Source organism: Saccharobesus litoralis, assembly GCF_003063625.1.
Classification (GTDB): Bacteria; Pseudomonadota; Gammaproteobacteria; order Enterobacterales; family Alteromonadaceae; genus Saccharobesus; species Saccharobesus litoralis.
Window position 1 is genome coordinate 2,144,530 of sequence record NZ_CP026604.1, and the last position, 20,530, is coordinate 2,165,059.

Consider the following 20,530-nt stretch of genomic DNA (forward strand, 5'->3'; position numbering starts at 1 on the left):
CAAACCAAAGATGCTGTGGTGGTGGGTGATGAAACCCAAGCAGGGCACGCAGAATACACCCGCTATGATGGCGCTGAGATTGGATTAAGTTACGATGTAGAAGGTGATATTCAAGTTTACGGCGAAGTTGGTCAACAAACCGAAATACAACTAGGGACATTAGCCGACCCCAACTTAATGCCATTAGTATCCTATTCACTCAATATGCCGTTAGATGAAGATGGCACCACCATTGAAGCGACTGGTCAGTTAGACACACTTGCCTACAATACACAATTGGTAGAAGACCACCCAATCGCGGGCATGAGCTACTACTTTAACCAAGAAGACGATAGCTATTTGTCTGCCCCAGCGCAAGACAATATTAAACCTACAGATGCGGTTAGCTTTAGGGTAGACATCAAACCACAAACCAGTGGTGGAGAGGTGTTTAGTATAGCCGGCGGGGCGCACAAATTAATGGTAAATAGCGACAACAGCCTAACTTACACCATACACAATGCCCAAGGTAAACACGAAGTCACTTCAGCACCACTTACTCAACAGCAATGGCACGAAGTAGCTGGACAATACCACAAGGGTAAACTGACCTTACAAGTTAATAGTCAAATTAACCAATCTGACGTTGATAACAGTACACTAAACTATGGTATTACCAGCAAAGGCTTAACCGTTGGGGAACAATACACAGGCCATATTAGTGGCCTTAGGTTCTTTAACCCCAATAGCCAGCCGTTAGTCACCTTTGATGATGGCAGCACCCAAAAAGCGCTAACACTCGCCAACACTCAAACCGACTTAAAGGTTAAAAGTAATGGCCAACTCAATGCCAATGGCCAGAGCATGCAACACCTAAGAGTTGGGATTAACTACCACGGGCAAAAAACCTATGTAGGCGTGGTGGACAAGACCTTGTTTACGCAGATTGCGTCTTACCAATATGAGCGTTATAAGCCTGAAGGTTATGCCTTGGTTTATGAGCGTAAAAAATATGTAGGTGTCCCTTTTATTCCAACTGCTCATGCTTTTAGTTTTAGCGATGTTTGGGAAGGGGCAACATCGGCGGTTAAAGGTGCTGTCAGCTTTTTGATTCCGTTTGAATCCCTGCAAGAATTTTACAAACAAGCTAACTACCTTATTAAAGACGACAGCCGTTTCGATTCGTTTGAAATGGCAATGGCGGGTATAGAAATATTTACCATAATACCAGTAGCAAAACCGTTGAAAGCTTTAACGTTTGCTATGAAAAAAATATTCCGGCCTCTAAAAGGTAAACCGTTTATGGGGGCACTTGGTGGAGTGGTAGGAAAACTGGGTGAAGACGTTATCAACGGCAAGTTTGACCGGGTTATCGATATGTTGCCTATGTTGATAATTGTAGGTGAAATGGCCTTAAACTCCGAAGCGAGAGAGAGTCTACTAATTTTAGTAGACTCAATTTCCAGTGCAGATGATATTTTTATTTGGGCAGACTATTTAAAAGAATCAATAAACGATGATGACCCACTAGCATTAGACAATAATCTTGCTATGGCGCCGCCAAGTCTATTGTCAACAGCATTATTTGGTTCGGTGGCGTATGCGAAAAACAGGGCGAAAAAAGACGAAAACGATAAATTAGAAAACGCTGCTAAAGCATCTCGAAAACTCGTAAAAACCTTGAGCAAATTTAAGAATTTACCTAACAAACAAAAACTTGTAGAAGGTGTTGAATCGGCAGTAAAAGCCATGAAAGGAGCGACTACCAAGGAATTTAAGTCCTTTTTAAAATCTGAAAAAGCGTTAAGTGCAGCTATGGGAATAGGTTCAGCGGCATTTGTAAGGTTATTAAAAAATAGCGGTAACTTACGTATGTCGCCAGCGACTATTGTTGGTTTACTGGCCTATATAGAATCTCGTCGAGAGCCAGACATTTGCACATCAACTAACGGATGTATTCCTTTCGATAGTGAGGTTAGAAGAAAAATATTATCAAATTTATATTTTAACGCCTTTACGCGCGCCATATTCACTGACCAATATGGTGAACCTAGTAACTCAGGCGCCTTATTTCAATTAATGATGGTATCAATTAATCATTTAAGCTATGAGTTAGGTGATAGTGCAAATAAGGTTGTTGATATTGAGAGTACATTTAAATTAAATCTTTATGGTCAAAACAAACTTGGTGTCGAACGACTCGTAGGAAAACAAGAACGGCGTATAGATATAGTTTTGGCGGGAAGTAATCCTAGCGGTGAGCTAGGTGTAAGTAATAAATGGATAGAAGTTAAATCACTAAGTGGTTATAAACGCAATAGCAGCACAGGGGCATGGCGAGAGTCTGGATTTGCTAAAAAACTTTGGGCACGTTATGAATGGGCAGATAGAAAGACCAGCCAAAAGGGGAAGGTGTATACCCCGCTTGGTAGTGTACATAAAGAGTTCTTTTTAGATCGCGTTGCCCAAAACGGTTATGAAGACAATAAGATTTTTAAATCTGATATCCAATGGTATTTACAATCTTTCACTAGAGCTACAGTGAAGGGTTATGACAAAAATCAAATCAAGTATGCCAGAGAGCAAATAAGGCAACTACCAACATCAAAGCCACACAACGATGGGCGACATTATATATCGCTTGGCTTTGAGCACGAGCTTACAGATAATGTTAACTATTTTGTTGGTAGTACTCTTTCACTATTTAGTATTAAATCTTGGATATTGAAGGAAGCATCGGATGAAGCACTTGATTTACTGTTTGAAGATTTTCCTAAAGAAGCAATAGAGAAGTTAATGCAAGTCAATTATTAATGAGTATATGTATGGATATATCAGCTTGGAAAACAGACGATAAGCGTTGGGTAAAAGAACGCAAGGCTCAGTGGCGAATATTAAAAAAGAAGTTACTTCAACTCACGGGCATTGAAGGTGGCTATCCAATAAAATCGTTAGAAAAATACTTTTTAACTGGAAAGTTTGAATTAAGTGGCGTTGAAAACCCAATTATGGGAAATGTCTTTAATGGTGGTGTGTTTATCGAATTTTGGTTACACCCGGATCATAGTGAAGAAAACTTTGACCGCATCATTGAAAATTATAAACAAGCATGCTTAGAAGAAAACGTATCTTTCTTAGGGCGTCAAATTGGTCAATGGCGATATTTCTTAAGTATGATGGGCGGAGGTAGTTACACTGAGTTAGCTTTCCCTGATCGCTATCAATTTGATCTCGAAGAAGGCAGTTTTTTTGATAACTTGGAATATTTAGTATATGAAAAGCTGGTGCCTCACAGATTTACTAAAGATCACTATTCAAACTTAAATCAAAAGGAATTTTCAGAAGCTGCAAAACATGAGTTTTACCTGACATTAGCAGGGCTTAAAGTTGTTATTTTTGCAGAAGGTAGATTGATTCCGTTTAGTTTATCGTTCAAACGAGTTCCTTACTTTCACGACACTCTGCATTGTGGTTATTATAGGGTCAAAGGCTTTGACATGTTTGTTAAAGTTGTCGATATGATTATTGATTCTCCAGATGAATTCGATCCCTTGCAAGTAAAAATGGCTAAGGAGATAGCAGATGTTTTTGAAGACCCAGAGCTGCCTGAGGAGTTGCGTGACGATTTAGTTTTAATCCGAAGTGGCGGTAAATATAGGCCAGATACCGTATGGACAGATCAAAATTATAAAGATAGTCATTTAAAGCGCCCTTAATAATGAAATGTTTCGGTTGTCTCGTTCGTATCGTTCAGACAACCACCACGTTTCAAATGCTCACCGCCGATAGCCCAAATAGTGCATCACTCGGATATAGCACTGCGACCTTTACGGCCGATTGTACCGCAGGTGCAATCAACACAGCCGTGGTGCAATATGAACTCCGGGGTCAGGTCTTTATTTTTGCGTTATTTATAAATTGAACTAGACTTGAATGTCATGAATATAGATAAAAGGATTTTATTATGGCTAGGCCACTGCGCATTGAATTTGACGGCGCGTTTTATCATGTAACGTCACGGGGTAATGCGCGTCAAGACATCTACCTCGAACCGCAAGACTACCTATTGTTTCTCGATACACTTGGTGATGTTTGTAAACGCCACAATTGGCGAATACATGCCTACTGTTTGATGACAAATCACTATCATTTAGTGGTTGAAACACCGGAAGGAAACCTATCTTTAGGTATGCGCCAACTTAATGGTGTTTACACTCAAAGATTTAATCGAAAACGTGGTCGCAGTGGTCATGTGTTTCAAGGCCGCTTCAAAAGTATATTGGTTGATTCAGATACCTACTATAAAACCCTTATTCGATACGTTATTCAAAATCCGCTTCGCGCCAAGATGGTAAATCACGTAAGTCAGTATAATTGGAGTAGTTATCCAGCTATGGTTGGTATGTGCAATAATCCAGACTGGTTAGTGAGAAAAACCGTATTAGCGCGTTTTGCCAAATCAGAAGCCAAAGCGATTGAGCTTTTTAAACATTGTATAGAGCAACAATCAGAAGCTGATTTTTGGCAAGCCATTAGTCATCAGATATTTTTGGGCGATGAAGCATTTGCAAAGCGTTATTTGCCCAACGACAATGAGCAACCTGTAATTAGTGAAATACCCAATGTACAGCAAAGGCGACAGGCAGAGCCATTAGCGTATTATCAAAAAACGTACACCAAAAGAAGTGAGGCGATAGTTGCAGCTTATCGAAGTGGTGGTTATACGCAGAAGAAAATAGCAGACTATTTTGGATTACATTACACAACTGTGAGCAGGATAATAAAGAAAGCTGACAATGTGTGATGCAAAAGTAAAGACCTGACCCCGGAGTTTTTGACCCCGGAGTTTTCCAATCTTGCGCCGATTGCAAGTTGGGGGATGCATGAAGTGGATCGAGATAAAAAGTATGCGTTGGAGCATAACAACCTACACCCAGCACTGATAAACTATGCGGAGCATACGCGTCTACATCCTAATGGTGTAGGCAAAAGCCTCTACTTTAATCGTAATGCACACCTAAAATCTGAAGATAAAGACACAGGTGAAAAGATTTACCTGCCTTCTAGTTTATCTGTTGTTAATCAAAGCCAACTTCGTCCAGAAAATGGCCTAGGTATTCGTTTAGATATGCGGCCGGGATTGCTAAAAGATGAAGATTCGGATGATACCTTTATCCAAAAAGGCGGAATGCTCGTCGATATTGCAGGGGGTACACAAACCTTAAAGTTGAATGATGCTTTCGAACTGGAATTCTCGGTACACAACAACACAGGCAAACACCTTGTTAAGTCAGCTCCCCTTAGTCATGACGCTTGGTATAAAGTAGCTGCTCGTTACTATCAAGGTAAATTGACCTTGCAGGTTAACGACACTACCTATGAACAAAGCACAGATGGTAGCGACCTTAATTACTCAGTGACCACCAAAGGCGTTGTTATTGGAGAGAATTTTACAGGCCACTTAAGCCGAGTAAAAATCTATGATTGGCGCAGTCAGCCTCTTGTTGCGTTTGCTGATGGCAGTTACAGCAAAACCTTAACCTACATACAAGATGATACCCAAAGTGTCACCTTAGTGAGTTCAGGGCAACTGCACCAGCAAGCAGGCAGTCAAATAAGCTTGGTTCGCGTAGGTTTTAATCAAAACCAATACCAAGGGTTTGTTGGGGTAATGAGCCTTGCCCATTACGAAGCTGTGGGCACTCAAATGATAGCAACGCGTATTTTTGAGAACGCGCCAGAGTATGCCTACTTTGATAACCAATACAATAGCAATCCATACGTACCTCAAATCCCATTTATTAGCCAAGCCCATGCTAATTGGGTGGTCGATTGGGTAGTGGATAATGCTTATGACATCGTAGTGGGTGCTATCGGTTTCTTAATTCCGTATGAAGAAACTATCTCGATGTTTAAGCAAGTGTATTACCTAGCTACGGGTGATGAGCAGTTTGATTCAATGCAATTGACGCTAGATACCTTGGGGGTATTGACCGTATTTCCAGCTGCTAAAGTATTCTCTCCTGTTATTAAGTCCTTACGAGGGTTTATGAAAACGGCTAAAGGAATAAACCCTAAGTTTGTTAAATCATTGGCCGGGGTAATAGGTAAAATCGGTAAAAAGCTGATGAAGGGAGATCTTGATACTCTCCTTAATATATTACCCATGGTCATTATTGTTGGTGATATGCTCAGTAATGAAGAGTCGCGCCAAGCGCTAAACATTCTAATTAAATCGGTGCAAAGTGATGAAGATATATTTGTTTGGGCTGAGTATTTAGGTTTACCTACAGATGGTTGGGAAGGAGATGAACCGCCGCCTGTAGTATTAAATAGGCAGCTAGAAAAAGTCGATAACTTCTACGCTTTCCCATTCGTGCAGGTAGCATACGCGTCTAAAGGTAAAAGCAATAAAGGTAAATTAGTCAATACAAGTAAATTGACAAAGTCATTGCGATTAGCCGCTAAGCAACTCAGCAAAAATGGCTTGGTAGAAGTCGATGGTAAAAAATTAGTATCTTCTATAAAAGGAGTTACAGAGGGTATCAAGAAAACGGATTGGCCGAGTGTACGTAAAATTGCACACTCTCCAGTTACTCTAACGGGAGTGCTTTCTGCTGGTCGACAAGGAGCGCAGAAAATTCTTAGCAGATCACGAAATTTGCGCATGTCACCTTTGTCGATTATGGCTATTTTAACCTACTTGGAAACGAGAAATGTTGACACATGTTCTAATCAAGATCCGATTTGTAAGCCTTTAGAGCTTAGAGTGAGAGAAGAATTACCAAAATTATATGCCAGAGCTTTTACACCATCATTGGTGCAAGATGACAAAGAATATGTGTCTGCATATCGGGAATCAGGTTATTTGTTTCAGATTGCCATGTTAGCGGCTCGCCATTTACAATACGAAATCAGTGGACTACCTGAAGATAGAGTTGTTGCAATTGAAGCGCCAAGACCAATTAAATTGTTCAAGTATAATCGTAGAGCAATACCTTTGGGTGAGACGTTTACTCGAAAAGTTGATATTGTTCTGGCTGGGAAAAATACTAGTGTTGTCGACACGAATAACGTGTGGTTGGAGCTAAAATCTTATAAATATCAATCCAATAAAACGACCTTTGAATCGTATTGGAAGCAATGGAATATTAATAAAAGTACTTACAGTAACCATCGAGAATTTTTCTTTGATCGCGTGGGAACAACCGATAATGAGTTAAAAGGGGTTGAAGAAGAAGGAGTTGCTGTTGCTACAAACTTTGAATGGTATTTTCAGGATTTTAAACGCCGGGCAATACGGGGTTATTCAAGTAAAGAGCTAGATAGTGTGGCAGAGTGGGTAAGAAAATTACCCAAATCCAAAGAGGGTATCCAGCATGCTAGCTTGGGTTATAAAGACGGAAAAGAAAATCGTACCAAGTTCACACAGAAGGACGCGCGTAAAAAGCTAAAACCTCATAATGTTAAAACGTGGCTTTTGGGCACGGCAAAAGGTGTACTGCTTGCCAACGTTAATGATGATCTAATAGATGAGTTGATTGATAAAAGTGACCAATTTTAGAAGAGCTATAAAATGAATCAAACTATAAATACTGACGAGATACAAGAGCGTAAAAAACGCTGGAAAGAATTTGCTAAATTAATAGACAAGATCGGCAGTAATAACGTAACCGATCAATCAGCAGTTAGATCTTCCCTATTCAGCTAGATCTGACGTTATAAAATGATCTTTGAATTTCTCTTTCCACACACGAGGGGTTAGATCGATAACATCTTTGGCAGGGTGCAAGCTGACGCGTTGTAATACATCAACTAAGTAATGGTAAGGGTTAACGCCTTGTAAGCGACAAGTCACCATCAAGCTTTGTAAGTAACCTAATTGCTTGGCACCGATTTCACTCCAACAGAATAGATAATTTTTCCGCCCCATTGGAATAACACGCAATGCACGTTCAAGATGATTGGTATCCAAAGGAACATTGGGGTTCGCCAGAAATACCTTCAGCTCTGTTTCACGTTCAGCCGCATAATTGAGAGCTTTACTTAATGGATTGCTAGGCAGTAATTCTGGCCGTTGGCGTTGTTGGTAAACCCAGTTAAAGAAGGCGCTAACAACGGGTTCACTATCTTTAGTGCGTGTTTCTTGTATTTGCTCAGCACAAGCTTGTTTTTGGCGTAAGCCTTCTTCAATTTTATACAGTGCGCCAATATAGGCTAACGCTTGTTGTACCTCATCAGGCTCTGTTTTCAATGCTTTATCAAAGGCTCGCCGAGTATGCGCCCAACAGGCGGCATGCATAACAGTTTGGTCTTGTTCATTTAACTGAAGTACGGTTTTAGTGTAAGCCTGATAGCCATCTGTCAGCAAGGTGCCATTAAAGCCATCAAGCTGTTCAATCGCATGCTGTTTTCCTCGACTTATCGACCAAGTAAACGCCACCTCATCTTGTTCACCATAAATGGGCCAGAAGTAGGTTTGTTTCATTTTGCCTTTGCTTTTTCGTCCCGCTTTTATCGGCACTTCATCCATCGCCAATACATTGCTTTGCAGAATGTGTTGCTTCATGGCTTGGGCAATAGGTGTGAGTAAGTCGATGGCTTTTTGTACCCAGTTAATCAAACTGGCTCGACTCACTTGTACTCCCGCATCTAGCATACGTTGATGTTGGCGATACAGGGGTAAATGGTAAACCGCTTTATCAACCAGTAAACCAGCTAGCAAGGAAACATCAGCATAACAGCCGTCTAAGACATTAGTCGGCGCTGCTGGTGTATTCACGGTTTGATTGGCTTTATGGCGAACAACAGGGCGACGGTAAATGAGTACCGTATAACTACCAGGCTGTTGCGCTAAACGCGTGGTGTCCTTAAAGCCTATAATTTCATACTGTTCTGCATCGTCACCTTGTAACTCTGGTGCCGATAGCTCAATCACTTTTTGAGGGACAGTGTCATCGAAGCGTAACCCAGAGTCATTGACTTCATCACCGGTACGCTGGGTATGAGACTTGCGCTTATGCGCTTTAACGTCAGTGGCCTCGGGTTTCAGGCCTTCTGGTGCATCTCCCACAAATAAGGTGGATTGATGTGGGTTGTCGACTAATTGCTTTTCAGACTTTTGACCAAACAGCTGACGTTTAAACCAGTCGAGTTGTTGCTGAAGGTGGGCGTTATGCTCAACTAATTGAGTAATAACCTCATCTTTTTCAACAGTGTTTAAGTGACTGATTTGACTTGTTTTCATGGGGCGTAATTATACTAAAATCCCCCTTTAAAGTCGCGTATTCCTTGGTTTTTCTTGCCATTTTATTCCGCCAATCAAGCATTGTAATTGTGGCCAATCCAGTTGAACATTTGGCTCATCACCTTTGACGGTATGAAAGGTACCTCGCTCCAATCGCTTTGCCCATAAACAATAACCACCTTGCTGATAATAGAGTAATTTAATGTGGGTACGCTTTCGATTGACGAATACAAACAGCTCACCGCTGTTGGCACGTCTGCCTACCTTGGTTTGCGCTAACGCGGCTAACCCATCAAATTGTTTACGCATATCAACGGGTTGGTTGTAGAGCCAAATGGGTAAGTCACAATGCAAGTTAATCAAGAGGTGGCTCGCATATTCAGCACTACGCCACCAGGAAGGGTTAATTCAATATTCCATTGTTTGGTATCTGTTGAATGATGATTGACTGATATAGCTTGCCAATGGTCAGTTGACGCTGAAAACTCAATATCGTTCTCGCTATTCGTCGCAGGTAATGGCTCGATCCGCTTTCGCCATTTGTAAAAGTTGGAAATTGTCAGCTTGTGTTGTTTGCAAAATTGAGTGACGGTTAATCCGCTGGCGTGGAATTGACTAAATATTAATTGCCAGTCTTCAATTGTACGTTGTTTTCCCATCTTCGTTTCTCATTGATTAAGTTGGCAAACAGTTTACGCGAGTTGGGATCGCTTTAAAGACGGCTTAAATTGATCGGTTACGTAATAACCGCTATCATTATAAATATCTAGAGCAATTTTACTTAACAGGGGAAGAAGATGCAGAGCACCCGGTAGATTCTTTTCATGGAGCTCCATTAATTGAGATGCTACTTACACAAGATCAATCGATCGACAATTTACTGAAAATCAAAAAAAAATATTCACCACATCCTAGGTGGGGAGATGGGCATTGGGCTGATGCAAAAAGATATTATAAAGAAAGAATGGATGACTGGCGAAGTCAAAAAAACCAATTCAGTAACGGCACTATGTTGGGGGGCGGAGAAATTGAGCATGAGCTATTTAAACTTTTTTATCCCCAAAGAGTCGAACCCAATGAGTTTAAAAGTGCACAGGAATTACAAGCTTGGGCTGAAAAAAAGTGCTCAGGTTTAGCGTATGTTTTACTAGATTTTTTTGAGCGTGACCAACCTCCTAGTTCTAGTTTTTATATGAAGTGGTGGCTACCTTACTGGTGTGATTGCATAAATTATGGCTTTAAAGAAGATGAAGTCTATGAATGGATGATCGAAGCTATGCTAGCAGTGCAAGCAAAACCAGATAAGTTTACACCACTGCAAGTCGAGCTAGCGGATAAGATATTTGCTATTGCTGAAGATGATTCAATAAACCCAGAATTTAGGAAACACTTTGCTGACTGCAAAGCTGCTTTGAGCAAATAATAAAATTAAAGGACACAATGATGGAACATTACTTGAGTTTTTACACAAGAACAGAACAATCTATTGATGCTATCAAACAAATACTTTCGGTAAACACTGAGTGGGAAAAAAGAAACATAAAGGCTGGTATTGTTAGCTTTGGTTTTATGTCAGGTTCAGATTATGAAATTTATATTGAAGATGTATGTCGTGATTTAAAAGAACTTGGCATTACTTCTGTACGAATTGCGGTAACGGGTGACGAAGACCCTTGGTTAGAACTAACGTCAATTGAAGGTGAGGAACAAACAACTTGTCAAATTGAGTTTGGGCTGTTTGACTATCTTTCTGAGTGTGAGGGGGAAGACGAATTAACTCCGACATTGAAAAAAGCACAGGAGTTAGGTCCAGATGCTTATTTTCTCCCCATGTATCAACAATGGAAAAAAGGCTTTGAAAAAGCGAGTTTTAAATCTCTAGATGAGATCTATGAACAGATAATTGACAGCTGTGAGGGTAATTAATTCAAAAATTCGGCAGTAGGTAGCTCTATAATGCCACAAAGTATGGCCAACAACTGGTATTAGAGGTCGGCGGACGCGAAGACTTCTTATTCCTGCAACTGTTGTCCCGTTCGCATCGTTCGGACAACTATTAGCTCAAAAATTAGGCTGTTTTAAAAAATAAACCAGCCTAAATTACCCTCAAATCCCGATCAAAATTTGCAAATCTCTCAGTAAATCCACAAATAAATAAACCAGTTTGTTTGAAATTTAAATGAATCTCAAAACCCAAGCATGCCTCAGCCTCGCAAACTACGAACGACATTTATTCAAATTTTAAAAAGAGCGAACTTTCCTAAAAAATCTAAAAACAGCTAATCCGGAAAATAAAAGCCGCTTAAAACGCCATCCCAATCTGATACCCAAACCGGTTGGTTTTTATGATTGTGTGGTTTATTGGTAAAGGTTTCCATCGGTGTTTGACCGTTAAGTTGGCTATGCGGCCTAATATGGTTATACCAAATTTGATAGCGTAAAAGCTCAGTTTGTAAGTTACAACAAGGCGTAAAATCAACCTGCCGCCACAATTGCTTAAACGAACCAAAACAGCGCTCAATACGGCCATTTTGCCAAGGGCTGGCGATATTGGTTGTTTGTGGTTTAATGCCTAATAACCAATATGCTTTTTTCAAAAACTTGGCTGTAAAGCAAGCCTCGTTATCGGTGCGGATCGCTTTTGGTACGCCAAATTGTTTAAAGATTTGAACTAAAGTACGCAGTAATGTTAGTGCACTTTTATTATTGATATTTTGTAGCTTCAGTAAAGCGCGTGAGCCATGATCGATAATGCCTAACACTAAATGTTGTTTTTTGTTTAGCGTGACAAAGGTTAAATCCATCCCCCATGTTTGGTTGACTGCGACAGGCTTTGGCTTTCTATGTTTAATATTTCTGCGTTTCACAGCCACAGCGTATTGATTAGCCTTTAGCTTTTCATAAACAAAGGTTTTACTAACCGTGTGGCCTTGATGTTGATAAAGCCGATTAAAGGTTAAAGCAATCGTGCCACAACCGACATTGGGTAAATGCGCTTTAAGATAAATCACTTTATCAATCACCCACTGCGGCTTTTTCTGGTTTTTAGGGTAGGGCAATATGACTTCTTTGAGTTTATTGTGAGTAAGCGTTGCCGTTCTTCGATGATGTGTTTTAGGAAACCAGACATCTTTAATTTGTTTGAATAAAACTTTCCAGATTAATGCCAAATAGCGCAGCCATCTTCCTTTGAACATTTCCTTCCTTAGTTAGTTTTTGTTTTAAAATCCCCTTATAATAAAACGTTTGTTATGAAATAATCCAAACACGCTCATTGATGAGTTCACAAAGGAATGGCTCGACTTATTTTTTTGATCGGTTTGATCACCCTATCTAATTTACTTTTTACCAAACTCAGCCTTGCTGCTGGCGGTTTCGATATTTGGCATGTACAATTTGGTTTTGTGGTGGGGCGCTCACTGATTTTGTCTGAGTCAGGCAACCTAATTGGGCAGAAAAAATTGATGATGGGTTTCTATGTTAAAAATTACCAACTTGAAAAGGAATATCAAACCTTAGCAAAGTTCGCTGAATTACTGCAAATGTTAGAGAATGAAGAAGATTAAAAAGTAGATAATTGCCATTTAATTAAAAGAGCGTAGAATTACATGTATGACAAGTAAATCATGAGGTTTAAAATGTTATCGTTACGTCTACCTGTAGAAATAGAAGATCGATTATCTAATTTGGCGCAAACAACTGGGCGTACCAAAACTTACTATGCCAAAGAAGCTATATTAAGATATTTGGATGAAATGGAAGATGTGTATATTGCCCTAGATAGATTAGAAAAACCAGGAAAACGCTGGACACAAGAAGAAGTGGAGCAGCAACTTGGCTTGGAAGATTGAATGGGATGACCACGCCCTAAAAGACTTAAAAAAATTAGACAAACAAACGCAAAAAGACATTGTTAAATATCTTAAAACACGAATATCGACAGCCGATTCACCAAGGCAATTTGGCAAATCCTTGGTAGGAGACAAGATCGGCTTGTGGCGTTATAGAGTTAAAGACTATCGCATCATTTGCAAAATAGAGGACGATAGATTAGTGGTTGTTGTATTGAGGACTAGCCATAGAAAAAATGTATACAGGTTAGATATTTAAGTAAGTATCAAACGCCAAGCTTCACTGAGCGTAAATATAATACCGAACACAACCTTGGCGAAAGTGATAGACCTAATGAGCACACCATTGCCTTTGAAGGCTCTGCGGCGAATACCGACACCTTAGTCACCATTGAAGTTGAATGGCTAAACCAAGATGGTACACCGTTACCACCGGGCTTGGCTGATTACGGATTCACCGGGCGTTTAGTTAAAGTCACCGACAGTGGCATGGAGCTAACCGAAGTTGGGCATTTTGATATTACTCCGGGTAAGCGTATTGAAAACGTACAAATCCCCACTGACCATGAATACAGTGAAACCTTCTACCTACAAATATCGGCTAAACCGCAACACGAGAATCCGACATTTGGTGATTTAGGTGCCAGTCCCGATGGGCCATTACAATATCGCCCTAAACACTATGTACCCTTTAAAGTGCCGGTTTATGATGAAGTGCTAGATGTCCCGTTCGCATCGTTCACACAATTACCTGCTCAAAAATCAGGCTGATTTATAAATCAATCAGCCTAAATTACCCTCAAACGCCTAACATAATTCGCAAATTTCTCAGTAAACCCACAAATAAACAAACCACATTGTTCGAAATTCAAACAAATTTAAAAACCCAAGCATGCCTATACCTCGTAAACTACGAACGGCATTTATTCAATTTGTAAAATTACTATTCCTCATTTTCTAACCTTACAACACAGCTAATCCGGAAAATAAAAGCCGCTTAGTACGCCATCCCAATCTGAAACCCAAACCGGTGGGCTTTTTTGATTGTGTGGTTTGTTAGAAAAAGCTTCTATCGGTGTTAGGCCGTTGAGTTGGCTATGTGGCCTGACATGGTTATACCAAGTTTGATAGCGCGAAAGCTCAGTTTGTAAGTCACAACAAGGCGCAAAATCAACCTGCCGCCACAATTGCTTAAACGAACCAAAACAACGCTCAATTCGGCCATTTTGCCAAGGGCTAGCGATATTGGTGGTTTGTGGCTTAATGCCTAGTATCCAAAACGCTTTTTTCAAAAACTTGGCATTAAAGCAAGCCTCGTTATCGGTGCGGATCGCTTTTGGTATGCCGAATTGCTTAAAGGTTTGAACTAATGCACGCAGTAACGTTAACGCACTTTTATTATTGAGATTTTGTAGCTTCAATAAAGCGCGCGAGCCATGGTCGATAATACCCAATACTAGGTGTTGTTGTTTGTTTAGCGTGACACACGTTAAATCCAACCCCCATGTATGGTTGACCGTAATAGGTTTGGGCTTTTTTCGTTTTATTGCTCTGCGTTTCACTGCCACAGCATATTGATTGGCTTTTAACTTTTCATAAACAAAGGTTTTACTGACCGTTTGGCCTTGATGTTGATAAAGCCGATTAAAGGTTAAAGCAATCGTGCCACAACCCACATTGGGCAAATGCGCTTTTAGGTAAATAATTTTATCAATCACCCATTGTGGCTTTTTCTGGTTTTTAGGTTGAGATTCAGGAGGTGTTGTTTTGATATTTTTGTGAGTCCGAAAATCCGCTTTTCGCTGAACAGCACGTATTTTATAAAACCAGACACCTTTAATTCGCCTGAATAATATATTCCAGATTAATGCTAAATAGTGCAGCCATCGTCCTTTGTTCATTTACTTCCTTAGTTATTACCCGCTTGAAATCCCCTTATGTTAAATTGTTTATTATGAAATAATCCAAACACGCTCATTAATGAGTTCACATAGGAATGGCGATTTGATCTCGCTATCTAACTTTTTACGGTCAATTACAGTTACACCTAAGGCTTAGATATTTGGAATGCTAAGGACTGTATGGGTTAGCTGCTGAGTTCCTGCTGCTGAATTCTATAAAACACAATCAATTGTCAATTGAGGAGATTATTAAGCTCGGCCTTCATATAAACTAAAATGAGTTAAGCTAATTTAAATTAGCTTAACTCATTTTAGTTTGTTTTTTTATTGTGTTAGTATTTTTACTAAATTTTCAATGCTCGGTGTCTAAATGAAGAAATTCTACAACAGACAGTCAGAATTAACGCAATTGACGAGTGTGTCAGCCAATATTGAATCAACAAATGGTCAGCTCAGTGTACTTGTTGGTAAACGCCGCGTAGGTAAAACAAGATTACTTAAAGAAGCTTTGTTTCGCGATAATCAGCAGCGCACTTTATACTTATTTATTAGTCGCAAAAGCGAAAGTATGTTGGTAAAAGAGTTTGCTGACCTGATTGTTACCGAACTTGGAGCAAAGTTTTTTAAACCTGACACCCTGCGAGATGTATTTGAGTATCTCTTGGATTATTCAACACAAAGACCGCTCACCGTGATTATTGATGAATTTCAAGACATCCAACGTGTTAATGACTCTCTGTTTTCTGATTTACAAAACCTATGGGGTTCATACAAGGCTGAATCCATGATGCACTTAGTGTGCTGCGGTAGTATGTACAACATGATGACTAAGATCTTTAAGGAAAAAGATGAGCCATTGATGAATCGAGATGACAGGTTTTTTCATATAAAACCGTTAAAGCCTTCAATAATCAAAGCCATTATGCAGGATGTTGGTGTGTTCTCAGCCGAGAGAATGCTTGAATGGTGGTGTTTGTCTGGAGGTATTCCTAAGTACTTAGAGTGGTTATCGTATTCTACGCAAAATGATTCTGTGTTTGATTATGTTATTTCGAGCTCTTCGCCATTTATGAAAGAGGGTTTACATCGATTAGTGGAAGATTTTGGCGCTGAGCATGCACATTACTTTGATATTCTCAATGCAATTGCTCGCGGTAAAACCTCGCGTTCAGACATTAAAAACTATGTGGATGCCGGAATTGACGTTCATTTGGAACGACTTGAAAAAAACTTTAATGTTGTAAGCAAATACAAACCAATATCATCTAAGGAAACGACAAGAGATACCCGTTTCTCGATTGAAGATCCGTTTCTTAATTTCTGGTTCACGTTTATTCATTCAAACGCTAGCGCGGTTGAAATGGATAATTTTGATTACATCAAAGCTCATATAAAACGCGACTTTTCAACTTTTTCTGGTTTGCAACTAGAAGGGCTATTTAAAGCGATCCTTGCTGAATCCAACCAGTTTAATCAGATTGGAAGTTATTGGAATAACAAGGGTAGAGACGAGATAGATATTGTCGCTATTAACAAGCTCGATAAGATAGTGTTAATCGCTGAAGTTAAGCGCAATCAAAGTAAATATGATGAAGCTAAATTGATTGGCAAAGCTCAGGGGCTGCTTGCCAAGATGAACTTGAGCGAACACAAAGTTAGCTATCGTGGTTTCTCACTTGATAACCTTGAACAGGTAATGGAAGAGTTTAAGCCAAGGTTTGATGGTAATTGATATTAACTCGATTGGAAAATCGGCTCTATATAAAGGCCGATGTATTAAAAGCCATCGGCCTAAATTAAAACAATTCTTCTAGCTAGTTTTTGCTACTTGCCTCAGCGACTTGTTCAAAGTGCATAAGCACTTCTTCTATTTCGTGTGCCATCTGCTTACGTGTTAACGGGCTGTCTTGTTCAGTTTTGGCCATTACAGTAACTGTGGCTGGGTGAACTAATAAATCTTTCGCATGATAGCAACTGGCGTTTTTCATGGCTGGTAATTTACCGTCAGCGTGATAGTCGGCTTCAATGGCATCTAAGTCGAGCGTTTGCATTAAGTCAGCAGCGGCTAACACTGCATTTATGTATTCTTTACATTCTGGATGACGAGGTAAAAATAAGCCTAAAACGATTTTGGCTTGTGCAACGAGTTTTTGTGATCCTAGAGCGATAGAATCAAATTTAGCGTCTTTTGATTGGCTTAAAACAGATTGAGCAATATTCTTATATTCCGCCCATTGGTCTTGTGGTTCATTTTTCGAACAGGCTGTCGTTAACAATACGCCCGTTGCTAAGGCTACTAGTGATTTTCGCATAATGTATTACCTATTGATTTTTTCTAAATGATAACGCTTATCATTTTCTCTATCAATAGTGCGATGGTAATAACTGCTCACTGTTACATATGTAAAAATTAGCGTTAGAAGGTTTTGATCATTTTTTGCATACCTGGTGGTCGGTCTGGATCAATGCCGCGTTCAATAGCGACATTAGCTATATCTAAATAAAAGCGCTGTAATAATGTAAGAGGGGCTAAGCGTTCTGGGCAATTGAAAATGGGTTGTTTGAGCTTGTGAACGGTTAAACCGGCATCAATAAATTCTTGAATTTGTTGTTGGTGTTTAGCAAAGGCTTCGTCGCGTAAATCGACACTGAGTAAACCGAGCTTTTTGTCAATCATACCGACTGCGCCGTGGGCAAACTCCGCTGAACTGAAAGGTTCTGCGTGTATGCAGCAATTACCCATTAACTTCATGGTGATTTCTTTGGCAATGGCATAACCAAATCCTCTGCCGAGTACAGCACAATGTTCAATTGAGTTTAACATGGCGTTGGTGATGATCGGCTCTGATTGGCAAGCTTGTTCCATTAAGTCGGGTAATTTGTATAAAGCTGAGCTGAGCTCTTTGTTGTGGGTCCATTTAGCCACTAATTGCAATAATGCTGATAAGGTAGTGAGCACTGTTTTAGTTGCTCCTATCACTTTCTGGCCACCGGCTTTTAGTGGTAACAATACATCGCACTCTTCTGCCAATGGCGAATTTTCGTCATTGACTAAGCCGACAACATAGGCACCTGAGAGTTTTGCCATTCTAGCTTGGTCAATTACATCTTGGCTGCGTCCAGACTGGCTAATCATTAATACTAAGGCGCCGTCTAATTTTATTGAACTTCCATAAGCACTCGTTACAGAAGGGGTCGCGCCAACCACAGGAATACCGGTTTCAATTTCAAACAAATATTTAGCAAAAGAGCCTGCGTGATCTGATGAACCGCGACCAACAATATAGATAAATTTAGGCGAAACTAAACGTAAATGAGACCCTAGCTTGTCTGTTGTGTGATCGTTTTCTTCAAGTTGATTGGCTATTCGCTCTGGTGTTTCCAAGGCTTCTTGTACAAATAGGGGAGTTGATGCAGTCATGATATTTATGTCTCAAGCTTAAGCTTTAAGGTTTGCTTGTTGGCATTGTTGCGCGTAAAAAACGGCGCCATATTCCGGAGGGTTTTGTGCCGGCGATAGTTGGTCGACAAGAGTCTGGTCTAACCAAGGCAAGTATAAAGGCGCTAGCCCACCGAGTAGGGTTAACCCCTCGGGTTTAGTCGCAAGTAACTTTTTAATCATGGCGTTAATATAATACGCCGCTTCGCGCAATAGTGCAGTGGCTAGCGCATCACCTTGATCAGCCGCACTAAATACTAACGGCGCTAATAAGGAAAATTTAGCTGAGTTAGCCGCCTCAAATTGACTATATATTTGCATCGCGTCTGGAGCCGATTGTTCAATAACGGCTTGGCTTAACATACTGGCGGGGCTTAGCTCATCTAATACCTCTAAGGTATGTTGCACCGCGTGCAGACCCAGCCAAGCACCAGAACCTTTATCTCCTAGTTTAAAACCATGGCCGCCTAACATTAAAAAGTCGTCTTGAGATTGATTTTCGGTTATTGAAACACCGCACGAACCTGTTCCCAATATGATGGCTGCACCAAAGCGACTATTGTGCGCGCCGTAACAGGCAATATGTAAATCGGTAGTTACGTGTAAAGAAGCAAAGGGTTGTTGCCAAGCAAGTAATGCTTGCTTAGCTTTGGGGTCATTGGCCCCGGCAACGCCTGCGCCCACGGCAAATTGTTCGAGCGGTAAGTGGCTTAAACCTGAATTAAATATGGCTAACTTGCAAGCTTCTATAATGGCTTGTTTAGCTTTAGGTAAATTTAACGCGATATTAGCGGGTCCGGCAAGCCCAGTGCTTAGGTAAGTTTGTTTGGCAATATCGTACACTATGGCTTTACATTTGCTGCCACCGCCGTCTACGCCTATTAGGTAGTTTGGTTTTGCCATTTGGGCCACTCAATGCTTTATTGGGTTTTAACGCGTTCGAATACGTCAATTACTTTTATCACACCGCGTACATTACGTGCTACTTCAATCGCTTGTTGAGCCTCGCTATCATTAACTAAGCCCATTAAGAATACTTCATTGTTTTCTGTGTAAACTTTGACATGCGATCCATCAAGCTTTTCAGCGGTGAGTAATTGTTTTTTGACTTTGGTCGAAATCCAAGCATCGTCGGCATGAACTTCTAGGCCCACCGGTTTACCAATGCGAATTTGATTAAACACGTTACGTACATTGCGGTTATTGTGTACTAATTGCTCTACTTGCAAGCTTAGATGACGCGAGGGCGCTTGGCCGACAATCAGCACATTTCGATTAAAACTTATAAAGGCCACATTGACTATTTTATACAGTTCAGGGGACTCGCCCAGTGCATTGTTTAATTTAAATTCTATTTCACTGTCTTCAATTTGTGCGCCTAATGAGCGCCTATCGTGAGCGGTTGAAACCGCTCCCGCTGCCCCTGCTACGACTAGCGCTGCGCAGCCTTGTAATAAAAAACATAAGCTTAAAATAACGAGTAAAGACTTTTTCATTTTTCTTCTTCTTGGTAAAAGTTATTGGCTTCCTGGAAATAAGGTATTGACGATGGCGTCGCATAAGCAATGTGCGATAAGTTGTTGCACTTCAACAATTCGCACGGGTTTGTTAGCGGGTATTTTTATTTCTATGTCATTAGTGCTGATCAAACCAGCGACTTCTCCACCGTCGTCACCGGTAATCGCAATGATGATCATATCGTTAGCAACCGCTGCTTCCATGGTGCGGGTTAACACGGCATTATTAGGGTCGCTCGCTAATACTAATAAAACGTCTCCTGGTTGGGCGACGATTTTTAATTGTTCAGCATAAATATATTCAGCCTGATTGTAGCCTGCAGATACCGATAATTGGGTATTATTGCCTTGCAGTAATACAGCCGGCAAGCTAGGACGAGTTGCCCCCGCAGGTTGAACCAGCATAGAGGTAAAGGTTGCAGCGACACCGTAGGCAATACCATCACCACAGCATATAACTTTTTTATCCTGTAGTAGGCAGTTTACTATGGTTTGTGCTGCATTTTCGATAGCGTCGGCTAACATATCAGCCGCGACTATTTTACTTTGAATACTTTCGGTAAAACTTTGTTTGATTAGGTCTTGCATAAAAACTA

General features: G+C 40.4%; 22 protein-coding genes. 12 read left to right on the plus strand and 10 right to left on the minus strand.

Annotated features, from left to right (window positions below):
* The first annotated feature begins 21 nt into the window (after positions 1–21).
* The 5 genes from C2869_RS07370 to C2869_RS22980 all read left to right on the plus strand — a co-directional run bounded on the left by C2869_RS07370 (position 22) and on the right by C2869_RS22980 (position 7,690).
* Entirely contained in the window at positions 22–2,793 is a 2,772-nt protein-coding gene (locus C2869_RS07370) for a LamG-like jellyroll fold domain-containing protein (protein WP_159084083.1), read from the plus strand.
* 11 nt (positions 2,794–2,804) lie between these two features.
* The gene (locus C2869_RS07375; protein WP_159084084.1) at positions 2,805–3,695 is read left to right on the plus strand and encodes a hypothetical protein; all 891 of its coding nucleotides are present in this window, start codon (positions 2,805–2,807) and stop codon (positions 3,693–3,695) included.
* Between the two features lie 248 nt (positions 3,696–3,943).
* Entirely contained in the window at positions 3,944–4,783 is an 840-nt protein-coding gene (locus tag C2869_RS07385; protein WP_108602333.1) for an REP-associated tyrosine transposase, read from the plus strand.
* An 84-nt stretch (positions 4,784–4,867) separates the two neighbouring features.
* The gene (locus tag C2869_RS07390; RefSeq protein ID WP_159084085.1) at positions 4,868–7,543 is read left to right on the plus strand and encodes a LamG domain-containing protein; all 2,676 of its coding nucleotides are present in this window, start codon (positions 4,868–4,870) and stop codon (positions 7,541–7,543) included.
* 12 nt (positions 7,544–7,555) lie between these two features.
* On the plus strand, positions 7,556–7,690 hold the full coding sequence (locus C2869_RS22980) for a hypothetical protein (RefSeq protein ID WP_268958811.1): 135 nt from the start codon (positions 7,556–7,558) through the stop codon (positions 7,688–7,690).
* Here the strand turns inward: C2869_RS22980 and tnpC are convergent.
* From tnpC to tnpA, 3 genes are read right to left on the minus strand one after another with little or no spacing between them, the layout of a single operon-like run.
* A complete protein-coding gene (tnpC, locus tag C2869_RS07395; protein ID WP_108602335.1) occupies positions 7,679–9,226 on the minus strand; it encodes an IS66 family transposase in 1,548 nt (515 codons plus the stop codon). The two genes, C2869_RS22980 and tnpC, sit on opposite strands and share 12 nt — an antisense overlap.
* Positions 9,227–9,253: 27 nt before the next feature.
* Positions 9,254–9,589 carry an IS66 family insertion sequence element accessory protein TnpB gene (tnpB, locus tag C2869_RS07400; RefSeq protein ID WP_108602336.1) on the minus strand — a complete coding sequence of 112 codons (336 nt, stop codon included), beginning with the start codon at positions 9,587–9,589 and terminating at the stop codon, positions 9,254–9,256.
* A complete protein-coding gene (tnpA, locus tag C2869_RS07405) occupies positions 9,586–9,885 on the minus strand; it encodes an IS66 family insertion sequence element accessory protein TnpA (RefSeq protein WP_108602337.1) in 300 nt (99 codons plus the stop codon). Before tnpA ends, tnpB begins: the two co-directional genes overlap by 4 nt.
* 185 nt (positions 9,886–10,070) lie before the next feature.
* Between tnpA and C2869_RS07410 the strand changes: the two genes are divergently transcribed.
* Together C2869_RS07410 and C2869_RS07415 are read left to right on the plus strand one after the other, a co-directional pair.
* On the plus strand, positions 10,071–10,649 hold the full coding sequence (locus C2869_RS07410; protein ID WP_108602338.1) for a hypothetical protein: 579 nt from the start codon (positions 10,071–10,073) through the stop codon (positions 10,647–10,649).
* Positions 10,650–10,666: 17 nt separating this feature from the next.
* Entirely contained in the window at positions 10,667–11,152 is a 486-nt protein-coding gene (locus tag C2869_RS07415; RefSeq protein ID WP_159084086.1) for a hypothetical protein, read from the plus strand.
* A gap of 353 nt (positions 11,153–11,505) precedes the next feature.
* Here C2869_RS07415 and C2869_RS07420 read toward each other — a convergent pair whose 3' ends face one another.
* Positions 11,506–12,423: an integrase core domain-containing protein gene (locus tag C2869_RS07420; protein WP_108602340.1), complete on the minus strand. Its 918-nt coding sequence runs from the start codon at positions 12,421–12,423 to the stop codon at positions 11,506–11,508.
* A gap of 96 nt (positions 12,424–12,519) precedes the next feature.
* Here C2869_RS07420 and C2869_RS07425 point away from each other — a divergent pair, with 96 nt between their 5' ends.
* The 4 genes from C2869_RS07425 (at position 12,520) to C2869_RS07440 (ending at position 13,848) form a co-directional block, all read left to right on the plus strand.
* Positions 12,520–12,792: a hypothetical protein gene (locus C2869_RS07425; RefSeq protein ID WP_108602341.1), complete on the plus strand. Its 273-nt coding sequence runs from the start codon at positions 12,520–12,522 to the stop codon at positions 12,790–12,792.
* 72 nt (positions 12,793–12,864) lie between these two features.
* Entirely contained in the window at positions 12,865–13,077 is a 213-nt protein-coding gene (gene relB / locus C2869_RS07430; protein WP_108602342.1) for a type II toxin-antitoxin system RelB family antitoxin, read from the plus strand.
* Entirely contained in the window at positions 13,061–13,336 is a 276-nt protein-coding gene (locus C2869_RS07435; RefSeq protein ID WP_108602343.1) for a type II toxin-antitoxin system RelE family toxin, read from the plus strand. The genes relB and C2869_RS07435 overlap by 17 nt, the downstream gene beginning before the upstream one ends.
* A 179-nt stretch (positions 13,337–13,515) precedes the next feature.
* Entirely contained in the window at positions 13,516–13,848 is a 333-nt protein-coding gene (locus C2869_RS07440) for a hypothetical protein (RefSeq protein ID WP_108602344.1), read from the plus strand.
* A gap of 203 nt (positions 13,849–14,051) precedes the next feature.
* Here the strand turns inward: C2869_RS07440 and C2869_RS07445 are convergent, their stop codons facing one another.
* The gene (locus tag C2869_RS07445) at positions 14,052–14,978 is read right to left on the minus strand and encodes an integrase core domain-containing protein (protein WP_108602345.1); all 927 of its coding nucleotides are present in this window, start codon (positions 14,976–14,978) and stop codon (positions 14,052–14,054) included.
* A 370-nt stretch (positions 14,979–15,348) separates the two neighbouring features.
* On the opposite strand from C2869_RS07445, the gene C2869_RS07450 reads away from it, so the two are divergent.
* Positions 15,349–16,710, plus strand: a complete 1,362-nt coding sequence (locus C2869_RS07450) for an ATP-binding protein (RefSeq protein WP_108602346.1) — start codon at positions 15,349–15,351, stop codon at positions 16,708–16,710.
* An 82-nt stretch (positions 16,711–16,792) separates the two neighbouring features.
* On the opposite strand, the gene C2869_RS07455 is transcribed toward C2869_RS07450, so the two are convergent.
* The 5 genes from C2869_RS07455 to C2869_RS07475 all read right to left on the minus strand — a co-directional run bounded on the left by C2869_RS07455 (position 16,793) and on the right by C2869_RS07475 (position 20,522).
* Positions 16,793–17,290, minus strand: a complete 498-nt coding sequence (locus C2869_RS07455) for a hypothetical protein (RefSeq protein ID WP_108602347.1) — start codon at positions 17,288–17,290, stop codon at positions 16,793–16,795.
* A 104-nt stretch (positions 17,291–17,394) separates the two neighbouring features.
* Positions 17,395–18,399, minus strand: coding sequence for a glucosamine-6-phosphate deaminase NagB-II (nagB-II, locus tag C2869_RS07460; protein WP_108602348.1), 1,005 nt, complete (start codon positions 18,397–18,399; stop codon positions 17,395–17,397).
* Between the two features lie 18 nt (positions 18,400–18,417).
* A complete protein-coding gene (locus C2869_RS07465) occupies positions 18,418–19,320 on the minus strand; it encodes a BadF/BadG/BcrA/BcrD ATPase family protein (protein ID WP_108602349.1) in 903 nt (300 codons plus the stop codon).
* Positions 19,321–19,337: 17 nt separating this feature from the next.
* Positions 19,338–19,913, minus strand: a complete 576-nt coding sequence (locus C2869_RS07470; RefSeq protein ID WP_108602350.1) for a BON domain-containing protein — start codon at positions 19,911–19,913, stop codon at positions 19,338–19,340.
* A 21-nt stretch (positions 19,914–19,934) separates the two neighbouring features.
* Positions 19,935–20,522, minus strand: coding sequence for a D-sedoheptulose-7-phosphate isomerase (locus tag C2869_RS07475; protein ID WP_108602351.1), 588 nt, complete (start codon positions 20,520–20,522; stop codon positions 19,935–19,937).
* Between the last annotated feature and the right edge of the window lie 8 nt (positions 20,523–20,530).

Excerpts from the sequence above, each read along its gene's own strand:
- C2869_RS07455 (WP_108602347.1), bottom strand. The coding sequence starts at position 17,290 with ATGCGAAAATCACTAGTAGCCTTAGCAACGGGCGTATTGTTAACGACA.
- C2869_RS22980 (WP_268958811.1), top strand. The coding sequence starts at position 7,556 with ATGAATCAAACTATAAATACTGACGAGATACAAGAGCGTAAAAAACGC.
- C2869_RS07465 (WP_108602349.1), bottom strand. The coding sequence starts at position 19,320 with ATGGCAAAACCAAACTACCTAATAGGCGTAGACGGCGGTGGCAGCAAA.
- C2869_RS07375 (WP_159084084.1), top strand. The coding sequence starts at position 2,805 with ATGGATATATCAGCTTGGAAAACAGACGATAAGCGTTGGGTAAAAGAA.
- relB (WP_108602342.1), top strand. The coding sequence starts at position 12,865 with ATGTTATCGTTACGTCTACCTGTAGAAATAGAAGATCGATTATCTAAT.
- tnpA (WP_108602337.1), bottom strand. The coding sequence starts at position 9,885 with ATGGGAAAACAACGTACAATTGAAGACTGGCAATTAATATTTAGTCAA.
- C2869_RS07470 (WP_108602350.1), bottom strand. The coding sequence starts at position 19,913 with ATGAAAAAGTCTTTACTCGTTATTTTAAGCTTATGTTTTTTATTACAA.
- C2869_RS07420 (WP_108602340.1), bottom strand. The coding sequence starts at position 12,423 with ATGTTCAAAGGAAGATGGCTGCGCTATTTGGCATTAATCTGGAAAGTT.
- C2869_RS07415 (WP_159084086.1), top strand. The coding sequence starts at position 10,667 with ATGATGGAACATTACTTGAGTTTTTACACAAGAACAGAACAATCTATT.
- C2869_RS07385 (WP_108602333.1), top strand. The coding sequence starts at position 3,944 with ATGGCTAGGCCACTGCGCATTGAATTTGACGGCGCGTTTTATCATGTA.
- tnpC (WP_108602335.1), bottom strand. The coding sequence starts at position 9,226 with ATGAAAACAAGTCAAATCAGTCACTTAAACACTGTTGAAAAAGATGAG.
- C2869_RS07410 (WP_108602338.1), top strand. The coding sequence starts at position 10,071 with ATGCTACTTACACAAGATCAATCGATCGACAATTTACTGAAAATCAAA.
- nagB-II (WP_108602348.1), bottom strand. The coding sequence starts at position 18,399 with ATGACTGCATCAACTCCCCTATTTGTACAAGAAGCCTTGGAAACACCA.
- C2869_RS07445 (WP_108602345.1), bottom strand. The coding sequence starts at position 14,978 with ATGAACAAAGGACGATGGCTGCACTATTTAGCATTAATCTGGAATATA.
- C2869_RS07425 (WP_108602341.1), top strand. The coding sequence starts at position 12,520 with ATGGCTCGACTTATTTTTTTGATCGGTTTGATCACCCTATCTAATTTA.
- C2869_RS07475 (WP_108602351.1), bottom strand. The coding sequence starts at position 20,522 with ATGCAAGACCTAATCAAACAAAGTTTTACCGAAAGTATTCAAAGTAAA.
- C2869_RS07450 (WP_108602346.1), top strand. The coding sequence starts at position 15,349 with ATGAAGAAATTCTACAACAGACAGTCAGAATTAACGCAATTGACGAGT.